We start from the raw sequence: 26616 nt of genomic DNA, 5'->3' as shown, positions 1-26616 counted from the left end.
GGACCGCGGGGGTTGCGCGGCCCACAGGGCGCCGGTTGGCGGGGACGGGCGGTGGTGGCGGTTCTCGCGAGTGTCACCGCCATGGGGCTGCTGGTGGCGTCCGGACCGCGAGCCGCGCTGGTGGAGACCGCCGAGGCGACCGCGGCACGGGCGCGTCCCGCCCACGGCGGCGGCACGGTGGCGACGGTCGGCAAACTCGTCACCGAGCTGGGGGACGGGCAGTACGGCGCCTGCTCCGGCGCGATAGTGGACTCGCCCAGCGGCAGTGTGGTGGCGACGGCGGCCCACTGCGTCACCGCACCGGACAGCCCGCGGGAACCGGTACGGGCCTGGTTCGCGCCCGAGTACGACCGGGTCGGACCCCAGCAGGCGCTCGACGAGGGGTGGCGGGTGCTGGCCTTCCACACCCCGTCGGGTTGGGACGCCGAGCGGACGCTCGCCGAGATACTCCCGTACGACTACGCGTTCGTGACGGTCGAGAAGCGCGACGGCCGCAGCATCAGGGACACCTACGGGGCGAACACGCTGGACTTCGAGCCGATCGGCCGGGAGGGCGAGGTCGTGCCGCTGGGCTACCCGGTCAACCCGTCGAACGGCCGTCCTCCGCTGGCCAGTTGTGCCGGCGAGGTGGAGGTGCTGACCGAGGCGACCGCGCACACCGCCAACGTCGGCGGCCTGCTGCTCACCGGTTGCGACGAGCTGACGCAGGGCGCGAGCGGCGGCCCCTGGCTGCGCGATCTGGACTCCGAGCGGGGAACGGGGAGGCTGGTCGGGGTGATGTCCGTCGGCAGCGGCGACGGAGAGGTGCTGGCCCGGCCGTTCCCCGAGCGGCAGGGCCGGAAGCTGCTGGACCGTGCGGACGCCGCCGCTCGCTGAGCCCGCAGGGGCGCGCTCACCTCGCACGCCTCCGCCGCCTTCACCGAGTCGGCGGCCATCGGGCTTCTGCGGCCATCGGGCCCGAGTCCATCGGACCCGAGTCCATCGGACCCGCGGAGACCGAGCCGGCGGCCACCTAGCCGGGGTCGACGGAGCCGTGCTCCACGGGCCGGTGCCTCGGAGTCGTGTCCACGGAGTCGTGTCCACCGGGACGGCTTGCGCAAGCGCTGAAAGATATCCACCGGCTGTGGACGGCGAACCGGCCGCCTCGCAGCGCGAGTTCGCCCCGCCCGGCCCGCGGGCCAGGCCAGTCCGGGCAAGCCCAGTCCGTGCCCGGTCAGCCCGATCCCGGCCCGTGCCCCGGCCCGTGGGTTAGGCGGAGTTCATCCCGTCGGCGGCAGGAAGGTCACCTGCGGTGCGCCCGTCCGCGGATGTACGCCGATCTCGCTGTCGCCCTCGTCCACCTCTCCCGGCAGCGCGGAGAGTTCGAGGTCGCCCTCGGCCGCGCGCACCAGCTGTTCGATCGCGGTGCCGCTGCCCAGCTCCGGCCGGGCTCCGCCGCTGCGGTCGTCGTCTTCGTGTCTTCCTGCGTCATCCGGGTTTCTCCTCCGTCGGGTCGGCGACCGGACGCGGGAGTGCCGCCCGTCGCCGACTGCGGTGCGGTCAGCGGGAGTTGCTCGACCGACCGGTCGTTCCTCGGTGCGGTGAAGGGACGACGGGCGCCTCACCCGCGGCGCCCGTCGTGGCTGCGGGCACTACGCGACGCGCGCGGGGAGGTTCTCCTCCAACTGCTCTATGTGGGCGGCGAAGTCGGCGTCCGGCAGTGGGAGGTCGAACTCCTCCTCGAAGGTGACCGCGTCCGGGACGTAGTCGAGCAGGGCGTTGACCAGTGCGGTGGTGGTGGGGTGGTCGCGGCACAGGGCGCTGAGCACGCGCAGGGTGCCGTCGCAGTCGTTGACCGCTTCCCGGAGCAGATCGGTCGAGGCGGTCTGGCGGGCCCAGAAGCGTGCCTCGACCGTCTCACCCATCGACAGGTGGTGGAGGCGGAGGCAGTACGTGGCGATCCAGTCGCCCGCGCCGGCTGCGAACTGCCACCAGAACTGGGCGCTGTCGCGGCCCGCGAGGTGCAGTACGCAGCCGAGCACCCGTGCGCCGTCCGGTTCCAGGAGGCGCTGGGCGAGGAAGCACTGCAACTCGTGCGGTGCGCCGTCGCGACCGACGACGACCCGGCACAGGGCGCGCAGGCCCTCGGCGGCCTGGGCGCCCCCGCCTCCGGCCAACGCGGCGGAGATGTCCCGGAGTTGGGCGTCCGCCGAGCGCTCGTCCGGCGGTTGCGGGGTGCCGTCCCGACCGCGGTCGGGGGCCATCAGCTCCTCGAAGTCCAGGGTGCCGTTCAGGATCCGGTCGGCGACCCGGGCGGCCACGCGCAGCTCCGCGGTGTCCGTCTCCGTCGCCGAGTAGGGCTGTCGGCGCAGCCGGGCGTCGGCGAGGGCGCGCTCCACGCAGTCAGTCCGCGAGACCATCGGTCACACCTTCCTGCTGCAGGGCGCGGGCCAGGTTCTTCTTGGCGTAGCGGGCCGTCGAGCGGACTCCCGCCTCGCTGATGCCGAGGATGTCGGCGGTCTCGGAGACGGAGTGGCCCAGGCAGTAACGGTGCACGATGACGTCGTGCTGGCGCTCGGGGAGCGAGCGGATGGCCGCGTAGGTGGCGAGGCTGTCCTCCAGCTGCCCCAGAGGATCGGTCGCTCGGTGCAGTGCCACGGTCTCGAAGGCGGCCGTGTCGATGAGCCCTCGGCGGCGTCGGCCGGCCCGGCCGGCGTCGATGGTGCGGTGCTTGACGACCGTCCAGGCGTAGGCGGCGGGCTTCTCGTGGCGGAGCACGAGGGGCCAGTTCTCGGCGAGTTCGACGAAGGCCTGGTCGACCGCCTCCTCGGCGTCCGACCGGTTGCCCAGCTTGTACTCGGCCCAGCGCACGTAGGCGGGCCGTTGCATCTGGTGGAACGCCCGGAAGTCCAGGGGCAGCAGGGCGGGCAGTGTCGCCCGCGCGGTCCGCCCGCCGCTCGGCGGGATCTCCTCGGTCACAGCTCCGCCTCCCGTGTCGTTCGCGTGTGCCACAGGTGCACCGGCTCCCGCCGGCCGTCGCCGATGCACACACGCGCGGCGATCACGATCAGCAGTGCGTCGTGAGCGTGGTCGATGTTCACTGGACCGGTGGGCCCCTTCGCTGTCGGCGGGGGCGCCCGTGACCGCCCCGGAGGGCTTCGTTGCCCTCGTGCTGAGTACAGCGTGCGCCGGGGCGCGAACGTGCATTCGTGGGCGGGAATATCGTACGAAGCTACAACTACCGTACACCCGCGGCCAGTTGGCGGCACATTCTGACCGGTCGGCGAGGGGCGTACGCCGTGGTGCGGGTTGCCCGCGGCGCTGTTCGGCGGCAATGGCCGGGCGGATATACCCGGTACTGACCGGAGTTCGCGAGCCCTGCGCGAAGTATTGACACTGATTTTGCCTGCTTCTAGGTTCAGACCAAGTTCACTTCTGAGAGCGCTCTCAGAACCCCACGAACCCCCCGTCCAACGGACGTTCCCTCTCCCCACAGCCACGAGGTGCGACACGTGAGACCACAACCGCCCGGCACGCCCAGCAGCGACGGTCCGGCACGCCAGAGCTCCCGACGGGCCCGTCCCGCGCGACGCGTCGCGCTGATGGTGACCGCCGCCGCGACGGCCGTCGCAGGCGTCAGCCTCCTTCCGGGCTCGGCGAACGCAGCCGCCGAGGTACCGGTCGGACAGGGCAGCTACTCCGACACCCGGCCCGAGGGCACCAAGGGGCCCGAGGACAGCGCGGGCAACCCGCTCAAGCCGCAGCTCACCGAGCGCGTCGCCGACCAGCCCGTGCCCACCAACGACTGGTGGTCCTCGCTGGTGTTCAAGCGCGACCCCGAGGTGCCGCACTCGCAGCCGATGTACGCGCACCCGGCCACCTACCAGGCGGTCTCCGGCGGTCTGGAGGTCGGCCACCCGACCGAGGCCGCGATCGTCGGCGAGGGCCGCCAGTACGAGTACGCGCACAAGGCCGACCTGACTCTCGGAGTCGCCGGCCTGAACTCGCCCGACACCAAGGCCGACGGCTGGTCGGACTGGACCGTCACCCCGTACTGGGCGGACGACAGCCGCACCTTCCGCGCCACCATCGGCCACGGCAGCCCGTACGTGTACGCGCAGGCCGAGGGCGGGGCGGCGGAGATCGAGACCGCCTCCACCCCCGAGGTGTTCACCGAGGACGGCAACGTGCTCGGCGTGACCATCGGCGGCAACAGCTACGGCCTCTTCGCGCCGAGCGGTGTGAACTGGAACGTCTCCGGCAGCACCATCAGCGCCGATCTGGGCGACAAGGACTACTACTCCGTAGCCCTCCTCCCGAACGCCGACGCGCTGGAGGACTTCCGCAAGTACGCCTTCAGCTTCGTCACCGGCTCCGAGGTGGACTGGGACTACGACGCTCCCGGCGGCAAGATGAAGGCCACCTACAAGGTGGAGACCGAAGCCCGAGAGGGCGAGGAGACCGGCACCATCCAGGCGCTCTACCGCCACCAGTGGATGCACACGGACGACACGCTCACCGACTACGAGTACGTCTCCCCGCGCGGCACGATGAAGGTGCACGAGGGCGGGTCCTTCAGCACCACGCAGGACGTCACCGGCGTACTGCCGACGATGCCGAAGAGCGACGGCGTGGACAACGCCAAGCTCGTCGAGCACATCAAGGAGGTCGCCGACTCCGACGACCCCTTCAACGGCGCCGAGGACACCTACTGGACCGGCAAGGCCCTCGGAAAGCTGGGCCAGTTGGTCGGCATCGCCGACCAGGCCGGCGAGACCGAGTCGCGCGACAAGATGCTCGCCGCGATGAAGGAGCGGCTGGAGGAGTGGTTCACCGCAGGTGGCGCCGCCGAGTTCTCCTACGACTCGGACTGGAAGACCCTCACCGGCTACCCCGCCTCCTACGGCAGTGACGCCGAGCTGAACGACCACCACTTCCACTACTCGTACTACGTGATGGCTGCGGCCGTCGTCGCCCAGTACGACTCCTCGTGGGCCGAGGACTCGGCGTGGGGCGGGATGGTCAAGGAGCTGATCGGCGACGCCGCCAGCCCCGAGCGCGACGACTCCAAGTACCCGTTCCTGCGCGGCTTCGACGTGTACGCGGGCCACAGCTGGGCCGCCGGCCACCAGGGCTTCGCGGCGGGCAACAACCAGGAGTCCTCCTCCGAGTCGATCAACATGAGCGCGGGCCTGATCCTCTTCGGTTCCGCCACCGGCGACACCGAGCTGCGCGACCTCGGCGTGTACCTGCTGACCACCGAGGCCGAGTCGATCCGTCAGTACTGGTTCGACGGCGACCAGGAGGTCTTCCCGGAGAACTACGAGCACGAGACTCTCGGCATGGTCTGGGGCAGCGGCGGCGCGTACAGCACCTGGTGGACCGCCAACCCGGAGGAGATCCACGGCATCAACGTCCTCCCGGTGACCGGCGGTTCGCTGCACCTGGCTGCCAACCCCGACGCGATCAAGCGCAACATCGCCGAGATGGAGCGCGAGAACGGCGGCCCGGCCGAGGAGTGGCGCGACATCCTCTGGAGCTTCCAGGCACTCGGCGACCCCGCCGCGGCCAAGGAGCTGTACGACGCCGACGGCGGTGCGTACGAGCCCGAGGAGGGCATGTCGCGGGCCCAGACGTACCACTGGATCTACACCCTCGCGTCGACCGGCGCCCCGGACACCTCCGTCACGGCGGACAGCCCGACGGCGGCGGCGTTCAACAACGGTGGCACCAAGACGTACACCGCGCACAACTACGGTGACTCCGAGTCGACCGTCACCTTCTCGGACGGCAAGAAGCTCACCGTTCCGGCCAACTCCTCGGCCACCGAGGGGGGTTGAGAACCACCGCCGCACGGCGGGACGCCCCGTACGCACAGCGGGGAGCCCCTCGCCGCACGGCGGGCAAGCCCCCCGCACCCACTCCTGACGGTGGGTGCGGGGGGCTTCTCCGTGCGCGGGGCCGCGCCGTACGTGCCGTGGGCCCGTACGGCGGGGCTGTCAGCCGTGCAGCAGGACCGGGAGGGCGGCCAGGTCGTTCTGGGTGAGGACCGGCATGTTGCGGATCTCCTCCGTCGGCACCGCGAGCCGCAGCGCCGGGAAGCGCTCGTACAGGGCCGGGAGGGCGATCGCCGCCTCCAGCCGGGAGAGCGCGGCGCCCGGGCAGATGTGGGGGCCGTGACCGAAGGAGATGTGCCGGATCGGCGTCGGGCGACGGACGTTGAAGGTGTCGGCGTCCTCGCCGAAGTGGTTCCGGTCGCGGCCCACCGCGCTGTAGGACATCACCACGCCCTCGCCCCTGGCGATGGTTCCGGCCGGCTCGCCGTCGCGGCCGGGGACCTCGATGTCCTCGACGGCGAAGCGCATCAGCAGATGGGTGGAGGGTGGCTGCCAGCGCAGCGTCTCCTCGATGACGGTGTCCCAGGAGACCTGGCCTGCCAGTACGGCGTCCCGCTGCTCCGGGTGGTCGGAGAGCGCCCGTACGGCGTGCAGGATCAGCGAGATCGTGGTCTCGTGCCCGGCCGCGACCATCGCCTTGAGGTTGCCGACGACCTCCTCCTCGGTCAGCGGCTCCCCGCCCTCGTCGGCGAGGATCAGCGCACTGGTGAGGTCGTCGGACGGGTCCGCGGTCTTCTCGCGCACCATCCCGGTGAAGATGTCGTCCAACTCCGCGATTACCGCCAGCCGTTCGGCCTGAGGGGTGACGGTGGAGAAGAACGCCCTGTAGAGCACGTGCAGGCGCGGGTGCAGCGCCGGATCGACGCCCATCAGATGGCTGACCACCGACATCGGCAGCGGCAGCGCGAAGTGCGTCTTGAGGTCGACAGGGCCGCCGTCCGCGCCCTGTTCGGCGACGTCGTCCAGCAGCCGGTGGGTGATCTCCTCGATGACGGGGCGCAGCAGCTCCAGCCGGCGGGGAGTGATCGCCTGCGCGGTCTTGGTGCGCAGCCTGCGGTGCTCGGCGCCGTCCACGGTGAACATGGAGCGGTCGACGTCGACCATGCCGATCAGCGGCCACTGGTCGCCGACGACGCCCTCGCGGTACAGCGTCCACTCGTTGATGTCCTTGACCAGCCGGGTGTCGGTGAGCAGCCGCCGGGCCTGGGCGTGGTCGGTGATGGTCCAGGCCGGGACGCCGAGCAGCTCGATCCGGGCCAGCGGTCCCGCCTCGCGCAGCAACACGGTCTCCTCGTGCAGCCGCTCGACCATCGGGTCGATCGCCAGGGGGCACCCCGCGCTGCCCACCGGGTCGGCGGAGGGCGCGCCGGTCACCGGGCAGGCGCCCTCACGGGTCTGGGCTACGGGCTGGCTGCGCATCATCTGCCTCCGACTGCTGGGGTGGGCGAGAACTGGACGGGTAGTACGTTCAGACCCCGCAGGAACGGGGACGGCCGCCTGGTCAGCGTCTGCGGGGCGACGGCCAGATCGATGTCGGGGAGCCGGTCGAGCAGCACCTCGATGCCGGTCCTGGCGATGAGCTCGGCCATCTCCCGCGCGGGGAACGGGCACTGGAACTCCCCGTGGCTGAACGCGAAGTGGGCGAAGTTGCCGCTGCGCAGCCCGTCGTGGCTGGTGGCGGTCACCGCGTGGGTCTCCGGGTCCGAGTTGGCGCCCTGGAGCCCGAGCAGCAGCATGTCGCCGGCGCCGATGTGCTGTCCGGCGAGCCAGGCGTCGCGGGCGGCCCAGCGGCCGGCGAGGATCTGGGTGGGGGTGTCCTCCCACAGAACCTCGTTCATCGCCTCGTGCACGCTGTTCCGGCCGCCGGTGAGGGAAGCGGCGAAACGGTCGTCGGTGAGCATCAGGCGTACGGAGTTGCCGACCCAGTCCGCGGTGGTGAGGTAGCCCGCGGCGGTGATCGCCATCAGGTCGAGGCGGTACTCCTCGTCGGTGAAGTGCGCGGGGTGGTCGATCATGTACGAGGCGACGTCGGCGCCGGGGAACTCCCGCTTGGACGCCACGAGTTTGTTGATCAGACCGCCGAAGTGCTGGTGGGCGACGATCGCGTCGTCACCGCCGTCGGCGAGCGCGCCCATGTCCTTGATCAGCGCGGGCCCGTCGGTGTCGGGGAAGCCGAGGACGCGGGCGAGCACGAGGATCGGCAGGGGCTTGGCGAAGGCGGAGATGATCTCCGCCTGCCCGGTCGAGCAGAAGCGGTCGATCAGGCCGTCGGCCAGCTGCTCCGAGTGCCTGCGGACCTCCATCAGGCTGATGCGCTCCATCGCCGCCTGCACCATGTCCAGGTGGCGCTGGTGCTCCTCGCCGACGGTGTAGTAGATCGACGGCTGGCGGTTGCCGATCATCGGCAGCAGCGGCCAGTCCTCGGGCAGGTTCGGCCACTGGTTCCAGAGCCCGGGGTCGCGCGGGAAGAGCGCGGGATCGCCGGTGACCTGGTACATCTCGCGGTAGCCGATGACCAGCCAGGCGGGCACCTCGCCGGGCAGCAACACCGGTACCACCGGCCCGTGTTCACGCCGGATGTCCCGGTACATCGCGCCGGGGTCGGTGTGGAAGCGGGGGCCGAGGAGCGGCACCGCAGGCACCGCCGCCCGGACGCGGCGGCGGTCCGCCCGCAGCCGGCTCGCACCGCGGCGCTCCCGCGCCGGGTCGCGCCCGCTCCCCGCGCGGCAACCCGTACGGGCCGTACGGGCGGTAACGGCTGTACGGCCCGTACGGGTTGCCGCGCGGGGAGCGGGCGCGACCCGGCGCGGGAGCGCCGCGGTGCGAGCCGGCTGCGGGCGGACCGCCGCCGCGTCCGGGCGGCGCCGGGAGGCGGTGCGGCGCAGGGGGTGGGTGCGCGGTCATTCCTCGTGCCTCGCGGGTGTTCCATCGCCGGGCTCGCCAGGATGGTCACTGGATGTGGACGGTTGTTGTCGGTGAGTGGGCAAATTCGTGCACAGCCTAGGACGTTGGCGATGAGGAAGTTGCACTTTGTGGGCAGATTCGCACAACAAAAGGCCGGGCAGAGCGGGTTGATACGGCATCAAACGGTCGCCCTGTGCAGGTCCTGGCGATCTTCGGGCGGGTGCCGTGTGCGTCATGGCGGCGGGCTCGCGTTGGTGATAGGAACACGGGAATTCCGCACCCCGGGCCGCGGCGCGGTACCGAGCCGGCAGCGCGCGTCCGCTGCCGGAGTCCGGCGGGAGGTGAGGAGAGCGCGCATGTCCGCACCCGACGAGGCCTCCGCCCAACCGACCGCCGCCGCGGATGCCGCCGAGCCGGTGGTGCGCGGGCTGACGCCGTACGCCGAGAACCTCTACCGGGAGCTGCTGCACGCCCCCCACCCCGCGCACACCGACCGCGTCGCGCCCCCGAACGTCCCCTCGGTGCACGGAGAGGGCCGCTCGGCGGGTCAACGGCGGGACGCGGTGGCCGAGTTGGCCGAGCTCGGACTGGTACGGCTCGACGAGCACGGCACGCCCCGGCCGCTGCCGCCCCGTCTCGCGCTCGAAAGCTGGGCCGCACAAAGGGAGTTGGAGGCGGTGCGCGCCAGGGAGAGCGCCGATCTGCTCGCCCAGCTCTACAGCGCGCACACCGGTGCGGGCGCCCGTTACGCGGAGGTGCTGGAGGACGTCGACGAGGTCGTCCGGGTCTTCGCCCACATGCAGGACCAGGCTCGCGGGCTGATCCGCGGCTTCGACCGCGGCTCGGTGCTGGCGCCCGAGGAAATAGGCCCCAACCCTTGGCAGTTGGCCTGTATGCAGCGCGGGGTCCGCTACCACGTCGTCTACGAGTCCGACTTCCTCCAGACCGACGTGGGGCTGCGTTCGCTCCAGGTGGCGGTGAAGGCGGGGGAGGTGGCGCGGGTCTTTCCCGGAGTGCCGATGAAGCTGGCGATCGCCGACGACGACCGGGCGCTGATCTCCGTACCGCGCCCGGAGAGCGGCGACATCATGGCGCTCCTGGTGCACTCCTCGATGCTGCTGGACGCGCTCATCGACCTCTTCGAGGCGTTCTGGCGGCTCGCGGTGCCGATCAGCGCCTCGGTGGGCCGCAGCGGAGGGACGGTCGGCACCGAGCCGACGCCCACCACCCAGCGGTTGCTGGCGCTGCTGAGCGCCGGATCGACCGACGAGGCGATCGCCAGGGAGCTGGAGATCAGCGAACGCACCGTGCACCGGCGGGTGCGGCGGCTCCAGGAACTGCTGGGCGCCCGTACGCGTTTCCAGCTCGGAGTGCAGGCCGCCCGCCGCGGCTGGCTGTAGCGCGGCCTGCCCCGCTCCCGGGCTGCCCGCCCGTCCGGGCGCTGGTCCGGGCCGTCCGTCGTCCGTCCGGGTCGTGCTTCCGCGGCGTCGCCCGCCTCGGCAGGGCCCGGTGCCCCGTGCGGCTGCCCGTAGTGTGGCGGGGCCGTCTCGCCCCGGGGCGGCGCCCCGGGCCACGCGGGCCCGGGTGTGCCGGACGCGGCGGATGCACAGGACATGCACCCAGAGCCACAGTCGGACCCGGCGGTACGCACCCAAGGTGACGTCGGAGTGTCAGATACCAGTCATGGCGAGATTCTGACAACGGCCGGGTCTTCACCCCGGGTGCCCCCGCCGGTCAAGGTGACGCAACGCCTTCGAAAGCGTGTCGCGGCGCTTCGAGGGTGGAGCAACCTGCGTCACACGGCCCGACCCAGCCCCGCCTCCCCGCGGATTTTCATCAGGCTGGCCGGGTCCGGCCACGGCTCCCCCACCGGGCTCACGCCCGAGCCGTGGACAGACCGGGCCTGGCCGACGACGTCGGCCTCCGGGACCGCACGCGGTCCTGGGGGCCGACGTTGTCGCATCGGGCCCCCGTCCGTGCGCAGTGGAGGCTCGGCGCTCAGCTGTAGGGGTACAGCAGGCCACGCTCGTACGCCTTGACCAGTCGGCGTGGTACGAGAGGTGCGCGCAGGCGTCGAGGGCGACCCGTACGAGGTCGGCTGTGGCCGCCTTCCACTGCGCACGGCTCCGCCGTCGCCCGCCCCACCGCCGCGGGACCGCCCCACCGTCGCGGGACCGCCGCACCGCCGCGGGACCGCCGCACCGCTCGGGACGCCCGGTCTTCCCCGGCCGCGAGAGACGGGTTAGGTTTGCCTTGCTTTCTCGGCGGGTGGCCTTCCCGCCGTTGGCCAGCGGTCGGTCGAAGGAGTGTCGGGTGGCACGGGTTCCCAGGTTCTTCGCCAGTCTGAGCGAGCGGCGCGGCTTCTCCGCCACGGTGACCGCGGTGGAGCACCCCTCGCCGGGGCTGCTCCGAATCGCCTTCGAGGGGCCGGAGTTGAGGACGCGGCCGTTCGCGCCGTGCGATGTCACCGCGTTCCGCATCAGCTCCAACGACTTCCGGCACTACACCCCCGAGCGGGTCGACGCCGGGGCCGGCCGGGCGACGATCCTCTTCCATCGCCATCCGCTGTCCGCCGCGCCCGGACTGGTCTTCGTCGAGGGGCTGGAGGTCGGCAGCGAGGTGGTCCTGTGCGGCATGGCCTCCGCGCGCAACTTCCGCTGGACCTCGCCGGATTCGGCGCTTGCCATGGGCGACTCCACGACGCTCGGGCTGATGGTCGGGCTCACCGACCGGGCGCGTGCCGAGGGTCGTGCGCTGCGGGTCGCCGTCGAGGTCGAGGCGGGGGACCTCGCGTATGTGCGCGGCCTGCTGCCGGACGCGGTGGTGGTCGAGGAGACCGCCGAGCCGGGCGAGGCGCTCGACAAGTGGCTGGCCCGGAGCGCGCCGGAGATACGGAAGTCGGGGCCGAGCGCGGTCTACCTCGCCGGGCACGGCGGATCGGTGCAGCGGCAGCGCGCGGTGCTGCGGGAATCGGTCGGCCTGGACCGGCGGACCATCCACACCCAGCCCTACTGGGCCACGGGGAAGGTCGGACTCTGACCGGCGTGCCGTGCCGAGGGCGCTCGGCGGTGGTACGCCGTGAACCCCGACGGGCTGCGCGAGATCGACGCGTGGCTCGACCGGTTCCGCGGCCTGTGGGAGACGGCGCTCTCCTCGCTGGAGGCTGAGATCGAGCCGGGACGTCACTCCCACGACGAGCACAGGAGGCCACCGCGATGACCCTTGCCCAAGAGATCGACTCCGTGATCCGTACGGTGTCGTCGAGCGGCGCCGGACACTCGGTGCAAGCTCTCGAAGACCTTCCGCGCCCACCCGGCCGACCTCTGGGAGGCGCTCCACGCGCGCGTCCCCCGCGCCACCGCCGCGCCACCACCGGAAACTCGTCGCGAGCCCGGACCGCGCCCCGTGTTCGCAGGCCGAGCACCCGGCGCGCATCCGGCCCGGTCGGGCGCCGTACGGCGAGGTGTTGCGGACGCTGTACAGCCGGCGTGCGGCTCTCCGCCGGCGGCTCCGCGGAGGGCGGCGGAGCCCTTGCGCGCACGGTGCCGGGCCCGCTCTGCCAGTACCATCGGGAGGGTACCTGCGCGGGCGGATGTCGCCGCGCCGAGCGGGCTCGGGTCGCCGGATTGCGGCGGACCCCCTTCCACTGCGGTTTCCCGTGAGGATCTGACGCGTGAACTCTCTAGCCCTCGGGCCCGAATGGCTCGATCCGGAGTATCTGATCCAGACCTTCGGTCTGATCGGGATCCTTCTGATCGTGTTCGCGGAATCGGGCCTGCTGGTCGGCTTCTTCCTGCCCGGTGACTCGCTGCTGTTCACCACGGGCCTGCTGGTCACCACCGGCCAGTATCTGACCCAACCGCTGTGGCTGGTCTGCCTGTTGATCGTCGTCTTCGCCATCGCGGGCGACCAGGTCGGCTACATGTTCGGCCGCAAGGTCGGGCCGCCGCTGTTCCGACGGCCGGACTCCCGCTTCTTCAAGCAGGAGAACCTCGCCAAGGCCCACGAGTTCTTCGAGAAGCACGGCCCCAAGTCGATCGTGCTGGCCCGCTTCGTGCCGATCGTGCGCACCTTCACGCCGATCATCGCCGGCGTGAGCCAGATGACCTACCGCACCTTCGTCCTCTTCAACGTGCTCGGCGGCATACTGTGGGGCGCCGGCGTGACCCTGCTGGGGGCCTGGCTCGGCCAGTTCGACCTGGTGCGCGACCACATCGAGAAGGTCCTCATCGGCATCGTGCTGCTCTCGGTGATGCCGATCGTGATCGAGGTCCTGCGCAGCCGACGGAAGAAGCCCGCTCCGGAGCCGGAGCTCTCCCCGGAGCCCTGAGCACGCGCAGCCGGTCGGACGACCGCCACCGTGCCAAGAAGTGACGGCCGCCTCTCCTTCGAGAGGCGGCCGTCTTTTCGTCCGTGCCGCGGGCGCCGTGCCGGGGCGTTCGTGCTGCGGTCCGTGCTGGGCCAGTGCTGCCGTCCGTGCCGCGGGTGGGAGGCGCGCGTTCGCTCCGCCGTCGAGCGCCGTGCGCCGGGTGCGCCGCGGTGTACGGCCGTCCCGCGCCCTACTTGACCCGTACGGTCAGCTCCCGCACGCCGTTGGCGATGAAGGACTCCACCTTCTCCAGGTCGTCGGAGCCGTCGGGCACCGCCAGCTCCATGTCCGGGAACCGCTCGAAGAGCGCGGGCAGGGCGAGCCGCGCCTCCATCCGCGCCAGCGGAGCGCCCAGGCAGTGGTGGACGCCGTAGCCGAAGGACAGGTGCTCGGGAGTCGGGCGGGTGATGTCGAAGCGGTCCGCCTGCTCACCGTGCTGGGCCGGGTCGTGGGCCGCGGCGCCGTACGTCGTCAGTATCGCCTCGCCGGCGCGGATGGTCGGGCCGTCGGGAACCTCTATGTCCTCGACCGCGAACCGCAGCGGGAGGTTGGTGATGCTGGGCGCGTAGCGCAGCGTCTCCTCGATGACGTCGTCCCAGCCGCGCTTGCCGGAGCGGACCAGTTCGAGCTGGTCGGGGTGGAGGAGAAGGTTGTGCACCGCGTTGCCGATGAGGTTGACCGTGGTCTCGTGGCCCGCGGCGATGATCAGCAGCAGGGTGTCGATCAGCTCCCGCTCGGTGAGCTGCGAACCCTCCTCGTCCCGGCCGCTGACGAGCAGGCTCGTCAGGTCGTCAGCCGGCTCCCGCCGCTTGAGCTCCGCCAGACCGCCGAAGACGACGGCGACCTCCTGGTGCATCTCTGCGGCTTCCTCGGGGGTGACCGTGGTGCTCATTATCCGCCCGACGAGGTGCGCGAACCGAGGCCTGTCCTCCAGCGGTATGCCGAACAGCTCGCATATGACGCCCATCGGCAGCGGGTGGGCGTACATCGCCCGAAGGTCGACGACGGCCTCTTCGGGGTCCGTCCGGCTCGCCCGCTCGTCGATCGCGTCCAGCAACTCCTGGGTGATCCGCTCCACCCGCGGCTGCATGCCCGCTGTGCGGCGGGCGGTGAACGCCGGGGATATCAGCTTGCGCAGCCGGCGGTGGTCGGTCCCGTACGCGGTGAACATGTTCTGCACGCCGACCCAGTTGACCAGCCAGCTGTCGTGGTACTGGCCCTCGCGCCAGGCGGGCCAGTGCTGCGAGGGGTCCTTGGAGACCCGGTCGTCGGTGAGCAGCGACTTCAGCAGCTCGTGCCGGGTTATGTACCAGACGGGTATCCCGCCGGGGAGCTCGACCCGAACCGCGGGGCCCTGTTCTCGCAGCCGCGCGGCCTCGCCGAGGACGTCGGACCCTGCCGGGTCCATCGCCACCGGACCGGATGCCGAACCGCCGGCTACGCCGGTCCCGCTGTGGCTGGGCTGGTCGCGTGTCTCCGGGTGCGTGATGAGCTGGTCCATGGAGTGACTCCTGCCTGGTCGGGTGTGAGAGGTGTGAAGCTCGCCGGAAGATGCGCGAGCGCACGGTGGAACGGACCTGCGCGCCATTCCAACTCGGCACGCGGGACGGTCAGTTGGATGTCACACAGCTGATTGGCCAACCGTTCGATCGCGGTGACGGCGATCAGCAGGGCGGGTTGTTTGACCGGGCAGGCGTGCGGACCGGCCGACCACGCCAGATGGGAGCCGCCGTCGCTCGGCGCCGCTCCGGTGCGCATACCGGCCGGCTCGTGCGGACCGCCGAGCGCCGCGGCGCCGGGCAGTCCGGTGCCGGTCTGCGGCTCGGTGTTGGCGGCGGCGTACGACACCAGGACGAGTTGGTTGGCATGGATCCAGGTGCCGTGGAAGCGGACGTTGTGGCGGGGGTAGTGCGCGGAGTAGTTCGCCATCGGCGGCTCGTTGCGGAGCACGTCGTTGACGGCGTCCCTCGGAGTGAGCGCCCCGCCGGACAGGGTGCTGTAGTAGTCCGGGTTGGAGAGCATGCGCGAGAGCGCGTTGGAGGTGAGGTTGGTCGTCGGCTCGTGGCCCGCGGCCATGGTGAGCACGATCTGGTGTATGACCTCCTCCAGGCTCAGCCCGGCCGGGTGGTCCATGAACCAGCTCGTCAGGTCCGGCCCGCGCTTCTCGCTCTTGAGGGTCACCAGTTCGAGCACGTACTGCTCGAACTCCGCTCCCGCGGCGATGGCTTCGTCGGGTTCGGTGGCCTCCATCATCCCGGCGATCGTCCTTATCAGCTGCGGGCTGTGGTGGTCGGGCATCCCGAAGAGCGCGTTGAAGAGCACCAGCGGCAGCGGGCGGGCGTACTCGGTGACCAGGTCGACCGTGCCGCGCTCGGCGAAGTTCCGCAGCAGCATGTCGGACGCCTCGATGGTGCGCCGGCGCAGATCGTGCGGCTCGATGAGCGAAAAGCTGTCGGTGATCACCGAGCGCAGCCGGGCGTGCTCCGCGCCGTCGTTGAACAGCACGTTCGGCCGGTACTGGAGCATCGGCAGGATCGGAGAGTCCTTCGGGACGGTCTCCTGCCAGACGCTCGGGTTCTTCGACCAGGTGTCGGTGTCCCGCAGCAGGTCCAGCGCCGCCTGGTAGCTCAGCACGAGGAAGGCCGGCAGCCCCGGCGCGATTTCCACCTTCGCGACCGGGCCGCCCTGGCGGAGCTTGGCGTAGACGGCGTGCGGGTCGGCGGCGAAGTCCGGCCCGTAGAGCGGTACGGGTTCGAGGGCGTGGTAGCTCATATGGCGCTGTCCATGGCGGAGTTGGTGAGCAGATGGGAGACGAGCGCGATCAACGCGTCGATGCCGGAACGCGGGTCCCGGGCGTCGCAGGCGATCAACGGGGTGTCGGGCGCCAGGTCGAGGTGGTCGCGCAGGACGAGCGGCTCGTAGTTGGGCGCGTCGTCGAAGGTGTTGACGGCTATGGCGTACGGCAGGCCGGCTTCCTCGATCATGTCGATGACCTCGAAGGAGTCGCCGAGACGCCGGGTGTCGACCAGCACGAGCGCACCGAGCGCGCCACGGGAGATGTCCTCCCACAGCGGCTTGAAGCGCCGCTGCCCGGGGGTGCCGAAGAGGTAGAGCACCAGGTCGTGCGGGAGCGTACGGCGGCCGAAGTCGATGGCGACCGTGGTGGTGTCCTTGTCGCGCACGCCCTCGAGGTCGTCCACAGCCGCACCGGCCTGCGTCATCGTCTCCTCGGTGTGCAGCGGGGTGGTCTCCGACAGCGCACCGATGAGCGTGGTCTTGCCCACCCCGAACGGCCCCGCGACCAGGACCTTCACCAAGGTCTGCGCGGCGCTGTCCAGGTACGTGGCGTTAACGGATGGCGCGGAGTCCATCGAGCACCCTTTCTAGGAACTTCTGGTCGTGCTGTTCGGCCAGCGGAATCGGGGCGCGCGCGTTGAGGAACCCGGTGTCCACGAGGTCGGCGACCAGCACCCGCACGACACTCACCGGCAGCTTGAGGTACGCCGCTGCTTCGGCGAGCGACAGCGCTCCTCCCCTGACCAGCACGGCCAGTTGGCGTTCGGCCGGCGGAAGTCGGTCCGGCAGCCGGGAGGAGGCCGCGCTCAGGAGCGTCAGCCGGTCCAGGGTGTTGCGACTGGGCTGGGCCCGGCCGCCGGTGGCCATGTAGGCCGGGACCAGCCTGCGGCCCTCCCGGCCGCTCATGCGTCGGAGCCGATGTCCCGGGGCTCGGAATGCATGACCTTCCTGCCCAATGTGGCTACCTGGATCTGCATGTGATGTGCGACGACTCCCATGTCGACCTTCCGATCGGCGAAGACCGCGAGCACGCTGTTCTGGCCCGCGGGCACGGCGAATACGAATCCCGAGTCGGTGTCCACGACGACCTGTTGGAGCTTGACCGCGTCGTTGCCGGAGAACGCGGCGGCGACCGCGCGCCCCGCGCCCTGGAGCGCCGACATCATGGCCGACGCGCCCTCACCGGCTTCCCGCGTCAGGTCGGGCGAGGCGCCCTGAACCATGCCGTCCGAGGACAGCACCACCGCGTGCACGACCCCGGGCAGTACCAGGAGGGGCTCCAGCACCCAGGACATGTCCTTGGTCATCGGAGTCCTCACGGAGACAGGGCGCTTGTGGGCTGTCATTCGTCAGCTCCCTTCCTGCGGTTCGTCGGAGTGCGCGGCGGCGCGGCCTGACTCGGTGCCGGCCTGGAACGCACTCCAGACCGACTGGGTGTCCTCGGGCGAGGTGTGCGGCTCGGGGTCGGCGAGGGGCTCGGGGGAGCGCCACGCCTCACCCGGCTGCGGTTCGGCCTGCGGCCGACGCCTGCGTCTGCGCGGCAGGCCCTCGACGCCGCCGGTCGGCGGGGCGTCCGAGACGGGCGCGTCCTCCGGCGACGTCATGGGGTGGGGCACCTGGGACCGGGGTGTCGCGAGCGGGAGCTCCGCGGCGGGCGGCCCGTCGGGCGCCGACCCCGGTATCGAGCCGGGCCGGGGGCCGTCGGCGGTCGGAGCCGCCGGGGTGGCCGGTGACCGGTCGGAGATGTCCTGCCACACGTCCCGCTCCGGAAGGGGGTAGGACTCCCGCTCGGGCGCGGAGTACGACTCCGGCTCGGGCAGGGGGTACGACTCCGGCTCGGGGGCGGTGCGGTGCGGTGCGGTGCGGTGCGGTGCCGTCCGCGGCGGAGGGCTCCGGCGCGGAGACGGGCGGTTCGGGGTTGGAATCGGGCTCCCGCTCCCAGAGGTCGGCGGCGGGCAACCGGTCGGGGAACGCGGTCGGTTCGGGCGTGCCCGCGGGCGGCGTGTGGGCCTGGGGGACGGCCGCCTCGCTCGCGTACGGGTGCGGCTCGTGGGTGACCGCGGGTGCCTGCGGAGCCATGGCGGACATCGGCCGCTCGGTCTCGTTCAGCAGGGTCAGCAGGTGACCGGGGATCAGGACCACGGCTCGTACGCCGCCGTACGGCGCGGGCTTGTCCACCGAGACGGTGAAGCCGTACTGGCGGACCAGCCGGCCGATGGTGGCGAAGCCGGAGCGCGGCGGGTCGCCGAGCTCGGAGAGGCGCAGTTCGTCCCGGCCGGCCAGCATCCGCGCGGCGAACTCCAGCTCGTCGGCGTGCATTCCGACACCGGCGTCGTCGACGACGATGACCGCGCCGGATTCGGCCTGGTGCAGGCTGACGTCCACGGCGAGAGTGCCGTGCGAGTGGTGCACCGCGTTGGCCAGCAGCTCGGAGACGGTGATCGCGACCGGCTCCACCGCACGTGCCACCACCGCGACGGGGGCGTCGAGCTGGCTGGTCACCTGGACGCGGTGGTAGCCGCGCACCCGCGACTGGGCGCCGACGACCACGTCACCGAGGTGCGAGTCGACCCGGGTGAGGCCGGGCGAGGCGCCGCAGAGCACACCGGTGGCCTGGATGCGGCGCAGGTTCTGCTCGTTGAGCAGATCGAGCTCCAGCAGGTCCTGGGCCAGATCGGGCGTGTCGTACCGGTGCTGCATCGACTCGATCTTGGACTGCAGCTGGTAGCTCTGCGCCTGCACCACGGTCGTGGCACCGCGCATGACGGACTGCGCAGCCTCGTCCACCCGCTCGCGCTCGGACGCGACGGCCTTCTTCAGCTGCTCCAGGGCGGAGGCGTGGAGACTCTCGACCTCGGTGCCCGCGAACGGCTGGTTCTTCAGGCCCGGCACCGAGACGTGCTGGTGCGCGAGATGAGTGAGGAGCGCGGGCATCCGCTCGGAGATCAGATGCTGCGTCTCCTCCAGCAGCGCCGTGCGCCCGGAGTTTATGTGGTGTGCTTCAGTCCTGGCCGCGTCCCGCTCGTGGAGCGCCGTGTCTCGCTCGCTCAGCAGAGCTTGGTGGGCGGCGCGGGCGTTGTCGCGGTCAGTTCTCAGCGCGGCGTTCTTCCGCCGCGATCCAATCAGCAGCAGGACGACGCACAGGGCGATGAGCGCCATGCCCGCTGCTGCGAACTCCGGTATCGCATCCGGTAGTTCAGGCATCTAACGAATCCTCGGGATGGGGGAGGGGCGGGCGGCAGACCGCAACCCTAGCTACGTACGTCGGACCTCGATACGTGTGATGACGTAGTCGTCCTGTGATCTGTGCCGCTCTCAGCACGCACTGTGACTACGCGTCAAACGGTCACGGTGCCACAACAACTGGCCCACTCGCTACTGTAGTTACCAACGAGCTGGAGCGAGTTCGTACCCACGCGCGCCCCCCTTGGGCACCCTCACTACCGTCGGGGCGCTGTGTTCCGGCCAATGTTGGCTGTCAGGCCGCTTGACGCCGGATGAACAGACTCGTTCCGGTATCTGGTTGTCCCGCCCGGCCGCGCTCCGTACCGTCGAGGGTGCCAGCAGATCAACCCTGGAGAGTGGTGTCCTCGTGGGTGGAAGGCGAACCGTGACACGGCGCCGCGCGGCTTTCGGTGCGGCGATGGCCGCGCTGGTGCTCACCATGGGTGGCTGCGGCAGCACCGATGGTGAGGGCGGCGACGGGGGCGGGGGCGCGGGCGGCGCCGCCGGAGGCTCGCTGCCCACGGGCCCGCTGGAGCGCGACGAGGCGGCGGAGAACGGACCGCTGGAGCGCGACGAGGCGGCGGAGAACGGACCGCTGGAGGTGCGCACCGAGGAGCTGAGTGCCGAGGACGTCGACGGCTTCGGCGGCGGGACGCTCTACTACCCGGCGCGCGGGGGCAGTTACGCCGTCGTGGCGGCGGCGCCCGGTCTGGGCGCCGACGAGTCGATGGTCGCCTGGTACGGCGAGGTGCTCGCCTCCCACGGATTCGTCACGCTCACCATGAACACCGACACCGTCAACGACAGCCCGGACCAGCGCGGCGCCCAGATCCTGGACGCGCTCGACCACATCGTCGAGGACAGCGTGGCCGCGGACCGGGTCGACGGCCGGCGTCTGGGAGTGCTCGGACACTCGATGGGCGGCGGCGGCGCGCTCGCCGCGGCGCACGAACGGACCGCGATCCGGGCGGCGGTCGCACTCACCCCCTACTACGAGGGCGAGATCGACGACTGGTCCCGGGTCGGCGCCGCCGGTCTGGTGATTGGCGGCGAGGGCGACGAGATCGCCCCGGTCTCCGACCACGCCGAACCGCTCCACGACGGACTCGACGGCGCCCGCGAGCGCGCCTATCTCGTTCTGCGCGGCGATCACTTCGTCACCAACACGCCCAGTCGGATCGTCACCGAACAGGTCGTCGGCTGGATGCAGCGCTTCCTCTCGCAGCCGCCGGCCGGCGGTGGGGAGGGCGACCACCGCGGTGCGCTCTGCCCGGCGCCCGAGCACGACGACGAGGAAGTGGTCGAGTCGCGCGACAGCTGCCCGCACAGCGGAGCCGGCGACGACTGACCGCTGTTCAGTAAACGGACAGTCAAGTGCCCAGCGTTCGACGTTGGTTCGCGCGCCGGGGCGTGTGCTGCGCTACGCGCGTTACACACCATGAAAGTTACGCGTGTTGACCGCGGAACGTCGCAGGTCAGCGAAGTCGCCACTGGACTGGATCATAGGTCCCGCCGAGCGCTCTTCACATCGTCCCTACCGGCCGGTTTAGTGATGGCGTGTCTATGTCAAAGATAGGCACGAACGGCACCGCCGCGCTCCATGCCACGCATCGCGGCAATGCACCCCCACCACGCGCCGCCGCACCACGTCCCCACCGTCATACAGCGCCAGGAGGTAGCCCATGTCCACTTCGAGCCCGCGCAGACGTCTCACCCCCCGCGCAGCCCGCACCCTCGCCGCCACGGGTGCGCTCGGTGCCTCCATGGCACTGCTGCTCGGCACCGCGAGCGCCGCACAGGCGAACCCCGCCGACACGATCAAGCCCGGCGAGGCGTACATGGGCGCCGGTACCGCCCAGGAGAACGAGGGCCTCAAGAGCCGTACGATCGGCCCCGCCGACACCAGCGGTGTCCAGGGCATCGACGTCTCGCACTACCAGGGCGCCATCAACTGGGGCCAGGTCAAGGGCGCCGGCATCGACTTCGTCTGGATGAAGGCCACCGAGGGCACGACCTTCAAGGACTCGCGCTTCAACACCAACTACCCGGCGGCGCACTCGGCCGGACTGATCCGCGGCGCGTACCACTTCGCCCGGCCCAACTCCTCCTCGGGCGCGGCCCAGGCGAACTTCTTCGTCGACAACGGCGGCGCCTGGTCGCGCGACAACCAGACCCTGCCCGGCGTCCTGGACATCGAGAACAACCCCAGCGGCGCCATGTGCTACGGCCTGTCCACCTCGCAGATGCGCACCTGGATCAACGACTTCTACAACCGCTACAAGGAGCGCACCACCCGTGACGTCGTGATCTACACGACCGCCAACTGGTGGAACACCTGCACCGGCAGCTGGACCGGTATGGCGAGCAAGGCCCCGCTGTGGGTCGCCCACTGGACCACCGGAAGCCCGACCATCCCGGCCGGCTTCCCGACCTGGACCGCCTGGCAGTACACCGACTCCGGTCGGGTCGCGGGCGTGAGCGGCAACGTCGACCGCAACAAGTTCAACGGCTCCCGCGACCGTCTGGTGGCGCTGGCCAACAACACCTGATCCCGAACCGGGACTTCGCCCCGGGGGCGGGGCAACACGCGGCACACCACCGCGCGTTGTCCCGCCCCCGGGGACGTTCCCCGGCCGGGAAGCCGCGGCTGCACTGTTGTGCCCCGCCGCTGCCCGCCGCTGCCCGCCGCTGCCCGCCACGCACTCCGGCGCCGACGCGGCCGTACGGGCGTCCGCGCGCTGGTTCAGAAGTCCTGCGCGCTGTCGGCGGTGCCCGGCCGTCCGCCGCGCAGCCGTTGCAGATGGAGCTGGCGGGAGAGCCGCAGCAGCGGTCGGATCAGCAGCTCGACACTGCCGGCCAGAAAGCACCAGGTGCCCGCGGTGACGGTGTCCGAGCCGAAGAACAGCAGGCTGCCGATGATGAACCAGACGGCGATCAGCACGTCGTTGGCGATGCTGGCCACCGCGTAGCGCTGCGCGATCACCAGTTCCTCGCGGCCGATGTGCACCACCAGGGGCCCGCTCGTGTGCCCCGTGCGCCGTGCGGCGTTCGGGTCCGCGTTCCCGCCCGCGCCCCCGCCCGCCGGGTGTGCGTCGTCGGAGCCGTTGGTCATCGGGTGCCTCCTGACCGCTGTCGGCCTCCGCGCGGCGGCGTGCCGCGCCGGTTGCTGCCCGTCGGGCGCGCGGCTGCCGCCGGGCGTGGGTCAGCGGTGTTCGGGGTTGTCGCGGTCGGGTGCGCGGCCCGCGTCCCAGGTGTCGCGACGGTTTCCGTAGGTCGGTACGCCGCCGGCGTCGCGCAGCAGTGCGGCGAGGTGCAGCAGGTTGTACGTCATGAAGCTGGTGTTGCGCCGGGTGAAGTCGTTCTCGGGTCCGCCCGAGCCCGGGTCCAGGTACGACGGGCCGGGTCCGGCCTCGCCGATCCAGCCGGCGTCCGCCTGCGGCGGGACGGTGTAGCCCAGGTGCTGGAGGCTGTAGAGCACGTTCATCGCGCAGTGCTTGATGCCGTCCTCGTTGCCGGTGATCAGACAGCCGCCGACCCGTCCGTAGAAGATCGACTGGCCGTGCTCGTTCAGCTCGCCGGAGCAGCCGTACAGCCGCTCGATGAAGCGCTTCATCACCGAGCTGTTGTCGCCCAGCCAGATCGGGCCGCACAGCACCAGCACGTTCGCGTCGAGCACTCGAGGGAAGAGCGAGGGCCACTCGTCGCTGCGCGCGCCGTGCTCGGTCATGTCCGGCCACACCCCGGTGGCGATGTCGTGGTCGACCGCCCGTACCACCTCCACCGACACCCCGTGCCGGCGCATGATGTCCGCGCTCAGATCGATCAGACCGCCGGTGTTGCTGACCTCGGGGGAGCGCTTCAGGGTCGCGTTCACGAACATCGCCCGCAGCCCGTCGAACCGCACCGCCGCCCCGGTCTCCTCGTTCTCCGCCACGATCCCGGCCTCCACGACTCGGATTCCACTCTCCTCACCCACCCTGCGACCCGCCCCCGCTCGACCCTCCCCGTCCCCGTTCGTCGACCGCCACATCGGGCAGATGCTGTTCGACGGGTTGACCGGTGAGGCTGGGGTTCGACGAGGGAGAGGTGCCGTGCCGTGAGCGGACAGGACTGGGTCAGCAGCTCGACGCTGTACGTGGGGCCGGGCGGTGGTGACGTCTGGGCCGCCGAGGCGGGTTCGCGGGGCGGTCGCGGCACTCAGCACATCGTCCGTGCCGGGGAGGTGACGGCGCCGGATGCGGTGGCGTCGATGCTGGCAGTCGAGCCCGGTGCGTCGGTCGTGGTTCGGCGGAGGTTGATGTACCTCGACGAGGTGCCCTGCGAACTGACCGACAGCCACTACCCCTTGGCGATCGCCGCGGGCACTCCGCTGTCGGAGCCGGCAAAGATCCGCGGTGGCGCCAACGCGCTGTTGGCGAAGCTCGGACATGTCGGGGCCCGGGTCCGCGAGGACGTGTGCGCGTCCGCGGCCGATGCCGCCGAGCGCGAGGCGCTGGCGCTGCCGGGCGACGCGGTGGTGCTCCGGCTGGCGCGCACGACGTACGACGGCGACGGCCGCGCCGTCCAGGCGGACCTCATCACGATGCCGGCCGAAGGACGACGGCTCCGCCACGAGTTGGAGACCCGGTGACCGGGACGGGCCGAGGGGCGGACGGGGTCGACGGGCGAGCGCTCCACTCGCGCATCGCGGCGGATCTGCGGTCCGAGATCCTGTCCGGCCAACTCCCCGCCGGAGGCCGAGTCCCTTCGACCGTCCGACTCAGGGAGCGATTCGACGCCTCGAACGCGACGGTGCAGAAGGCGCTCCAACTGCTGGAGAACGAGGGCCTGTTGGTTGGACGGGCCGGTTCTTCGGTCACGGTTCGCGAGCACCGGCAGCGTGCCGTGCGGCCGGCCGACTGCATGGCTCCCGCTTCTCCCGGAGAGCCGTACCGCTGGACGAGCGAGGCCGCGAAGAGCGGAGTCAGGGGTGCCAGCCGGCTGCTGGCCGTGGGGGAAGTGTCGCCGCCTGCCGACGTTGCCGCCGTGCTGGGCCTGCCCGAGGGTGAACTCGTCGTGGAAAGGGTGCAGTTGCTGACGCTCGATGACGAGCCGGCCGAGCTGGTGCGTTCGTACTGTCCGCTTGCCGTCGCGTCCGGCACCGCGCTGACCGCACGGCGGAGGATCGAGGGCGGAACTCCGACGCTGCTCGCCGAACTCGGCCACCCACCGCTTCTCTGCGTCGACCGGGTGTCAGCGCGCACTCCCACGCAGGAGCAGTACGGTCTGCTCCAACTCACGGGCGAGACACCGGTGTTGCACACGCTGCGAGTCGTGCTGACACACGGAGACCGACCGGTCGAGGCCACGACGATGGTGAAGTCGGGCCACCTGTACGAGCTGCGGTACGAATTCGGCCAGGACTGACCCCGCCTCCGCCCCGACCGAGCACCGCAGTCGGGCAACCGATACGGGCCGACGGCCCTCCCCGGGGACCGCCTCCGACCCGGCCGACCCGGCCGGCGGTGGGGTGCGCGCGCGTACGGCGGGCGTGGGCGGATGGCGGTCAGGTGCGGTGGGGGCCGGGGGCGTCGTCGTCCCCGCCGTCGCCGGGGCCGGTGTCCTCCTCGCCCGGTGGGCGGCGGTAGCGGAGCAGCCGGTGCACGCCGAAGACGAGCAGGCCGGAGAAGGCGAGCATCACGACACCGAGCGCGCAGATCAGCAGCAGCCGCGAGCCGACCGACAGATCGCCGCCGCCGGCGAACTGGAAGCTGCCGAGGGCGAAGGTGACGGCGGTGATGATCAGCGTGACCATGCCGAGCAGCCCGAACGTCGCGGAGTCCAGTCTCGCCTCCACCGCCCGGTACTTGCGGTCCAGCCGCTCCAGCCGGGCGAGCTGCCGTGCGTCCTCGGCCGCTCGGGTGCGCGCCTCCAGGATGCGTTCGCGCAGACCGAGGTACTGCTCCTGCAACTGCTGGTGGCTGCCGCGCGAACCCGTGGCGGGCAGCAGCGCCAGTGCGAGGTCGGCCGCCTGGAGCGCCTCGTCGAACTCCCCGCACAGCCGCAGTCCGTGGGCGAGACGGTAGACGAAGATGTGGTGCTCGGGGTGGTCCGTCGCGGCCTCCTGGGCGCGGTCGCGCAACAGCGGGCCCTGGCCTTCGAAGGGCGCCGCGGCGGCGAGGGCGCCCAGACACAGGTCGACCGTGTGCGTGGTGCGGTGCGGCGAGTACCAGGCGTGGTCCAGCAGGTCCGCCGCGTGCTCGGCGGTCACCCGCCGGCTGCCGTACGCCGCGAACGCCCGCAGCGCGGTGAAGAGCGGGCCGGTGCGGCGGCTGCCGGCCGCCTGCGCGAGCAGTGAGGACTCCAGGAACTCGCGCAGTTCCTCGAAGCGGAAGTTCGCCCGCAGCTTGCCCGCCTGGTACAGCGTCGCGAAGCAGCTGATGTCGCGCGAACCCAGAAGCTCGGCGGTCGCCTCGGAGATCTCGGTCGGCGACTCGACCGAGTCGCGGGTGATGAAGGCGTAGCCCAGCGCCCACTTCTCCTCGATCTCCACCCGGAAGGGGAGGCCGGAGGCGTCGCTCTCCTCGGCGTGCTCGTACAGCCAGCGCGCGCACTCCGCGGCGGTGCGCACCGACGGCAGCTCCAGGAACCGCAGCCGCCAGTAGCGGTCCGCGCAGATCAGGAACGGGTCGGTGGCGAAGTCCGCCGAGGTCAGCCGGAACGGCGGCGGAGTCCCGGCAGCCTTCAGCGAGTGCGCCACCTCCTCGCACACCCGGTCGAGCTCGCGGGAGTCCTGCGAGTCGATCCGGCTGAGCCGCGCGGTGAGTGAATTCCCCTCCATACGTTCGTACTTACCATGCATCGGCCGAGGTCGGAGGGGTTTTCGCGAAGGTTCCGGCGAAGCGTGCGGGACTCGTGCGGGACTCGTACGGCTCTTCGCGGCGACCGCTAGTGTCGTGACCCATGCGGGTCGACGTGCTCACGGCGGTGGAGGACTCCCGCGCGGAGCATCTGCCCGCCGCGTGGGCGTCGCTGCGCGCCCAGACCCACCGCGACTGGCACTGGCTCGTCCAGGTCGACGGCCCCGGCCACCGGGAGGTGCAGGCCGCGCTGGCCGACTGCGGTGCCGCCCGCGACCGCCGGGTCCGCATCGCCGCCCATCGCACCCGTGTCGGCCCCGCCACCACCCGCAACCTCGCACTGGGACGCTCCAGCGCCTCCGTCATCCAGAACCTCGACGGCGACGACGAGTTGGAGCCCACCGCGCTCTCGCTGCTCTCCCGGGCACTCACCTCGCACCCGGACTCCGGTTACGCGGCCGGCCACGCGCGGGACCTGCTGCCCGGCGGTGAACTGCGCGTCCACGAACTGCCGTTGCGCAGCGGCCGGCTGGCCCGCGGCGTCCTGCTGGACAACTGGTCGACGGCGCCGGGCAGTTACCGGCTCCCGCTGCATCCGGCGGGGGTG

The 26616-nt window shown here is 71.4% G+C and carries 25 protein-coding genes and 1 pseudogene; 11 read left to right on the top strand and 15 right to left on the bottom strand.

Translation table 11 applies throughout. The annotated features are described in order from the left end of the window. Positions 1 to 876 (top strand): trypsin-like serine peptidase (locus tag JGS22_RS08190; RefSeq protein ID WP_216814891.1); only part of this gene is annotated, 876 nt, incomplete at its 5' end. A 383-nt stretch (positions 877 to 1259) separates the two neighbouring features. Here JGS22_RS08190 and JGS22_RS26800 read toward each other — a convergent pair. The 4 genes from JGS22_RS26800 to JGS22_RS26795 form a co-directional block, all read right to left on the bottom strand. After that, positions 1260 to 1388: a hypothetical protein gene (locus JGS22_RS26800; RefSeq protein ID WP_268980891.1), complete on the bottom strand. Its 129-nt coding sequence runs from the start codon at positions 1386 to 1388 to the stop codon at positions 1260 to 1262. A 243-nt stretch (positions 1389 to 1631) separates the two neighbouring features. Continuing rightward, on the bottom strand, positions 1632 to 2399 hold the full coding sequence (locus JGS22_RS08185) for a hypothetical protein (RefSeq protein ID WP_211043033.1): 768 nt from the start codon (positions 2397 to 2399) through the stop codon (positions 1632 to 1634). Then, entirely contained in the window at positions 2383 to 2958 is a 576-nt protein-coding gene (locus JGS22_RS08180; protein ID WP_308405570.1) for an RNA polymerase sigma factor, read from the bottom strand. The genes JGS22_RS08185 and JGS22_RS08180 overlap by 17 nt, the downstream gene beginning before the upstream one ends. Beyond that, positions 2955 to 3080 (bottom strand): hypothetical protein, encoded by a 126-nt coding sequence (locus tag JGS22_RS26795; RefSeq protein WP_268980890.1) that lies wholly within the window; start codon positions 3078 to 3080, stop codon positions 2955 to 2957. Before JGS22_RS26795 ends, JGS22_RS08180 begins: the two co-directional genes overlap by 4 nt. A 501-nt stretch (positions 3081 to 3581) precedes the next feature. Here JGS22_RS26795 and JGS22_RS08175 point away from each other — a divergent pair. Beyond that, positions 3582 to 5819: a glycosyl hydrolase gene (locus JGS22_RS08175; protein WP_211043040.1), complete on the top strand. Its 2238-nt coding sequence runs from the start codon at positions 3582 to 3584 to the stop codon at positions 5817 to 5819. 159 nt (positions 5820 to 5978) lie between these two features. Here JGS22_RS08175 and JGS22_RS08170 read toward each other — a convergent pair whose 3' ends face one another. Beyond that, positions 5979 to 7295, bottom strand: a complete 1317-nt coding sequence (locus JGS22_RS08170; RefSeq protein WP_211043035.1) for a cytochrome P450 family protein — start codon at positions 7293 to 7295, stop codon at positions 5979 to 5981. Then, on the bottom strand, positions 7295 to 8467 hold the full coding sequence (locus JGS22_RS08165) for a cytochrome P450 (protein WP_211043042.1): 1173 nt from the start codon (positions 8465 to 8467) through the stop codon (positions 7295 to 7297). Before JGS22_RS08165 ends, JGS22_RS08170 begins: the two co-directional genes overlap by 1 nt. A 669-nt stretch (positions 8468 to 9136) precedes the next feature. Here JGS22_RS08165 and JGS22_RS08160 point away from each other — a divergent pair. From JGS22_RS08160 to JGS22_RS08145, 4 genes are all read left to right on the top strand, one after another. Continuing rightward, positions 9137 to 10180 (top strand): helix-turn-helix transcriptional regulator, encoded by a 1044-nt coding sequence (locus JGS22_RS08160; RefSeq protein ID WP_216814889.1) that lies wholly within the window; start codon positions 9137 to 9139, stop codon positions 10178 to 10180. Positions 10181 to 11093: 913 nt separating this feature from the next. Next, on the top strand, positions 11094 to 11819 hold the full coding sequence (locus JGS22_RS27045) for an SIP domain-containing protein (RefSeq protein ID WP_211041823.1): 726 nt from the start codon (positions 11094 to 11096) through the stop codon (positions 11817 to 11819). Positions 11820 to 11858: 39 nt separating this feature from the next. Next, positions 11859 to 11999 carry a hypothetical protein gene (locus tag JGS22_RS08150; RefSeq protein WP_211041822.1) on the top strand — a complete coding sequence of 47 codons (141 nt, stop codon included), beginning with the start codon at positions 11859 to 11861 and terminating at the stop codon, positions 11997 to 11999. 454 nt (positions 12000 to 12453) lie between these two features. Next, on the top strand, positions 12454 to 13110 hold the full coding sequence (locus tag JGS22_RS08145) for a DedA family protein (RefSeq protein ID WP_211041821.1): 657 nt from the start codon (positions 12454 to 12456) through the stop codon (positions 13108 to 13110). Positions 13111 to 13339: 229 nt separating this feature from the next. Here the strand turns inward: JGS22_RS08145 and JGS22_RS08140 are convergent, their stop codons facing one another. The 6 genes from JGS22_RS08140 to JGS22_RS08115 all read right to left on the bottom strand — a co-directional run bounded on the left by JGS22_RS08140 (position 13340) and on the right by JGS22_RS08115 (position 19149). Further along, positions 13340 to 14650, bottom strand: a complete 1311-nt coding sequence (locus JGS22_RS08140; RefSeq protein ID WP_308405569.1) for a cytochrome P450 family protein — start codon at positions 14648 to 14650, stop codon at positions 13340 to 13342. Next, complete coding sequence (locus tag JGS22_RS08135) at positions 14587 to 15921, bottom strand: cytochrome P450 family protein (protein WP_211041820.1); 1335 nt, start codon at positions 15919 to 15921, stop codon at positions 14587 to 14589. The genes JGS22_RS08140 and JGS22_RS08135 overlap by 64 nt, the downstream gene beginning before the upstream one ends. Continuing rightward, on the bottom strand, positions 15918 to 16520 hold the full coding sequence (locus tag JGS22_RS08130) for a GTP-binding protein (RefSeq protein ID WP_211041819.1): 603 nt from the start codon (positions 16518 to 16520) through the stop codon (positions 15918 to 15920). Before JGS22_RS08130 ends, JGS22_RS08135 begins: the two co-directional genes overlap by 4 nt. Continuing rightward, positions 16498 to 16851 carry a DUF742 domain-containing protein gene (locus tag JGS22_RS08125; RefSeq protein WP_211041818.1) on the bottom strand — a complete coding sequence of 118 codons (354 nt, stop codon included), beginning with the start codon at positions 16849 to 16851 and terminating at the stop codon, positions 16498 to 16500. The genes JGS22_RS08130 and JGS22_RS08125 overlap by 23 nt, the downstream gene beginning before the upstream one ends. After that, on the bottom strand, positions 16848 to 17291 hold the full coding sequence (locus JGS22_RS08120) for a roadblock/LC7 domain-containing protein (protein ID WP_236073080.1): 444 nt from the start codon (positions 17289 to 17291) through the stop codon (positions 16848 to 16850). Before JGS22_RS08120 ends, JGS22_RS08125 begins: the two co-directional genes overlap by 4 nt. A 148-nt stretch (positions 17292 to 17439) precedes the next feature. Beyond that, positions 17440 to 19149 (bottom strand): ATP-binding protein, encoded by a 1710-nt coding sequence (locus tag JGS22_RS08115; RefSeq protein ID WP_216814888.1) that lies wholly within the window; start codon positions 19147 to 19149, stop codon positions 17440 to 17442. A gap of 406 nt (positions 19150 to 19555) precedes the next feature. Here JGS22_RS08115 and JGS22_RS08110 point away from each other — a divergent pair, with 406 nt between their 5' ends. Together JGS22_RS08110 and JGS22_RS08105 are read left to right on the top strand one after the other, a co-directional pair. Beyond that, entirely contained in the window at positions 19556 to 20518 is a 963-nt protein-coding gene (locus JGS22_RS08110) for a poly(ethylene terephthalate) hydrolase family protein (RefSeq protein WP_211041816.1), read from the top strand. Between the two features lie 334 nt (positions 20519 to 20852). Beyond that, positions 20853 to 21719, top strand: coding sequence for a lysozyme (locus JGS22_RS08105; RefSeq protein ID WP_211041815.1), 867 nt, complete (start codon positions 20853 to 20855; stop codon positions 21717 to 21719). A 194-nt stretch (positions 21720 to 21913) separates the two neighbouring features. Here the strand turns inward: JGS22_RS08105 and JGS22_RS08100 are convergent, their stop codons facing one another. Then, positions 21914 to 22282 carry a YrhK family protein gene (locus JGS22_RS08100; RefSeq protein ID WP_211041814.1) on the bottom strand — a complete coding sequence of 123 codons (369 nt, stop codon included), beginning with the start codon at positions 22280 to 22282 and terminating at the stop codon, positions 21914 to 21916. Between the two features lie 90 nt (positions 22283 to 22372). Continuing rightward, positions 22373 to 23050: a flavodoxin family protein gene (locus JGS22_RS08095; RefSeq protein ID WP_211041825.1), complete on the bottom strand. Its 678-nt coding sequence runs from the start codon at positions 23048 to 23050 to the stop codon at positions 22373 to 22375. Between the two features lie 216 nt (positions 23051 to 23266). Between JGS22_RS08095 and JGS22_RS08090 the strand changes: the two genes are divergently transcribed. Both JGS22_RS08090 and JGS22_RS08085 read left to right on the top strand, forming a co-directional pair. After that, the gene (locus tag JGS22_RS08090) at positions 23267 to 23800 is read left to right on the top strand and encodes a GntR family transcriptional regulator (protein ID WP_211042861.1); all 534 of its coding nucleotides are present in this window, start codon (positions 23267 to 23269) and stop codon (positions 23798 to 23800) included. Continuing rightward, on the top strand, positions 23797 to 24576 hold the full coding sequence (locus JGS22_RS08085; RefSeq protein WP_211042863.1) for a GntR family transcriptional regulator: 780 nt from the start codon (positions 23797 to 23799) through the stop codon (positions 24574 to 24576). Before JGS22_RS08090 ends, JGS22_RS08085 begins: the two co-directional genes overlap by 4 nt. Positions 24577 to 24715: 139 nt before the next feature. Here JGS22_RS08085 and JGS22_RS08080 read toward each other — a convergent pair whose 3' ends face one another. Continuing rightward, on the bottom strand, positions 24716 to 25990 hold the full coding sequence (locus JGS22_RS08080) for a hypothetical protein (RefSeq protein WP_211042865.1): 1275 nt from the start codon (positions 25988 to 25990) through the stop codon (positions 24716 to 24718). Positions 25991 to 26112: 122 nt separating this feature from the next. On the opposite strand from JGS22_RS08080, the pseudogene JGS22_RS27340 reads away from it, so the two are divergent. After that, a pseudogene (locus tag JGS22_RS27340) lies at positions 26113 to 26505 on the top strand (glycosyltransferase family A protein); the annotation flags it as partial. Positions 26506 to 26616: the final 111 nt, after the last annotated feature.

Source organism: Streptomyces tardus, assembly GCF_018101125.2.
In the GTDB taxonomy this organism is placed as follows: domain Bacteria; phylum Actinomycetota; class Actinomycetes; order Streptomycetales; family Streptomycetaceae; genus Streptomyces; species Streptomyces tardus.
The sequence above is the reverse complement of the archived record's forward strand: the minus strand, read 5'-3'. Positions and strand labels throughout refer to the sequence as shown.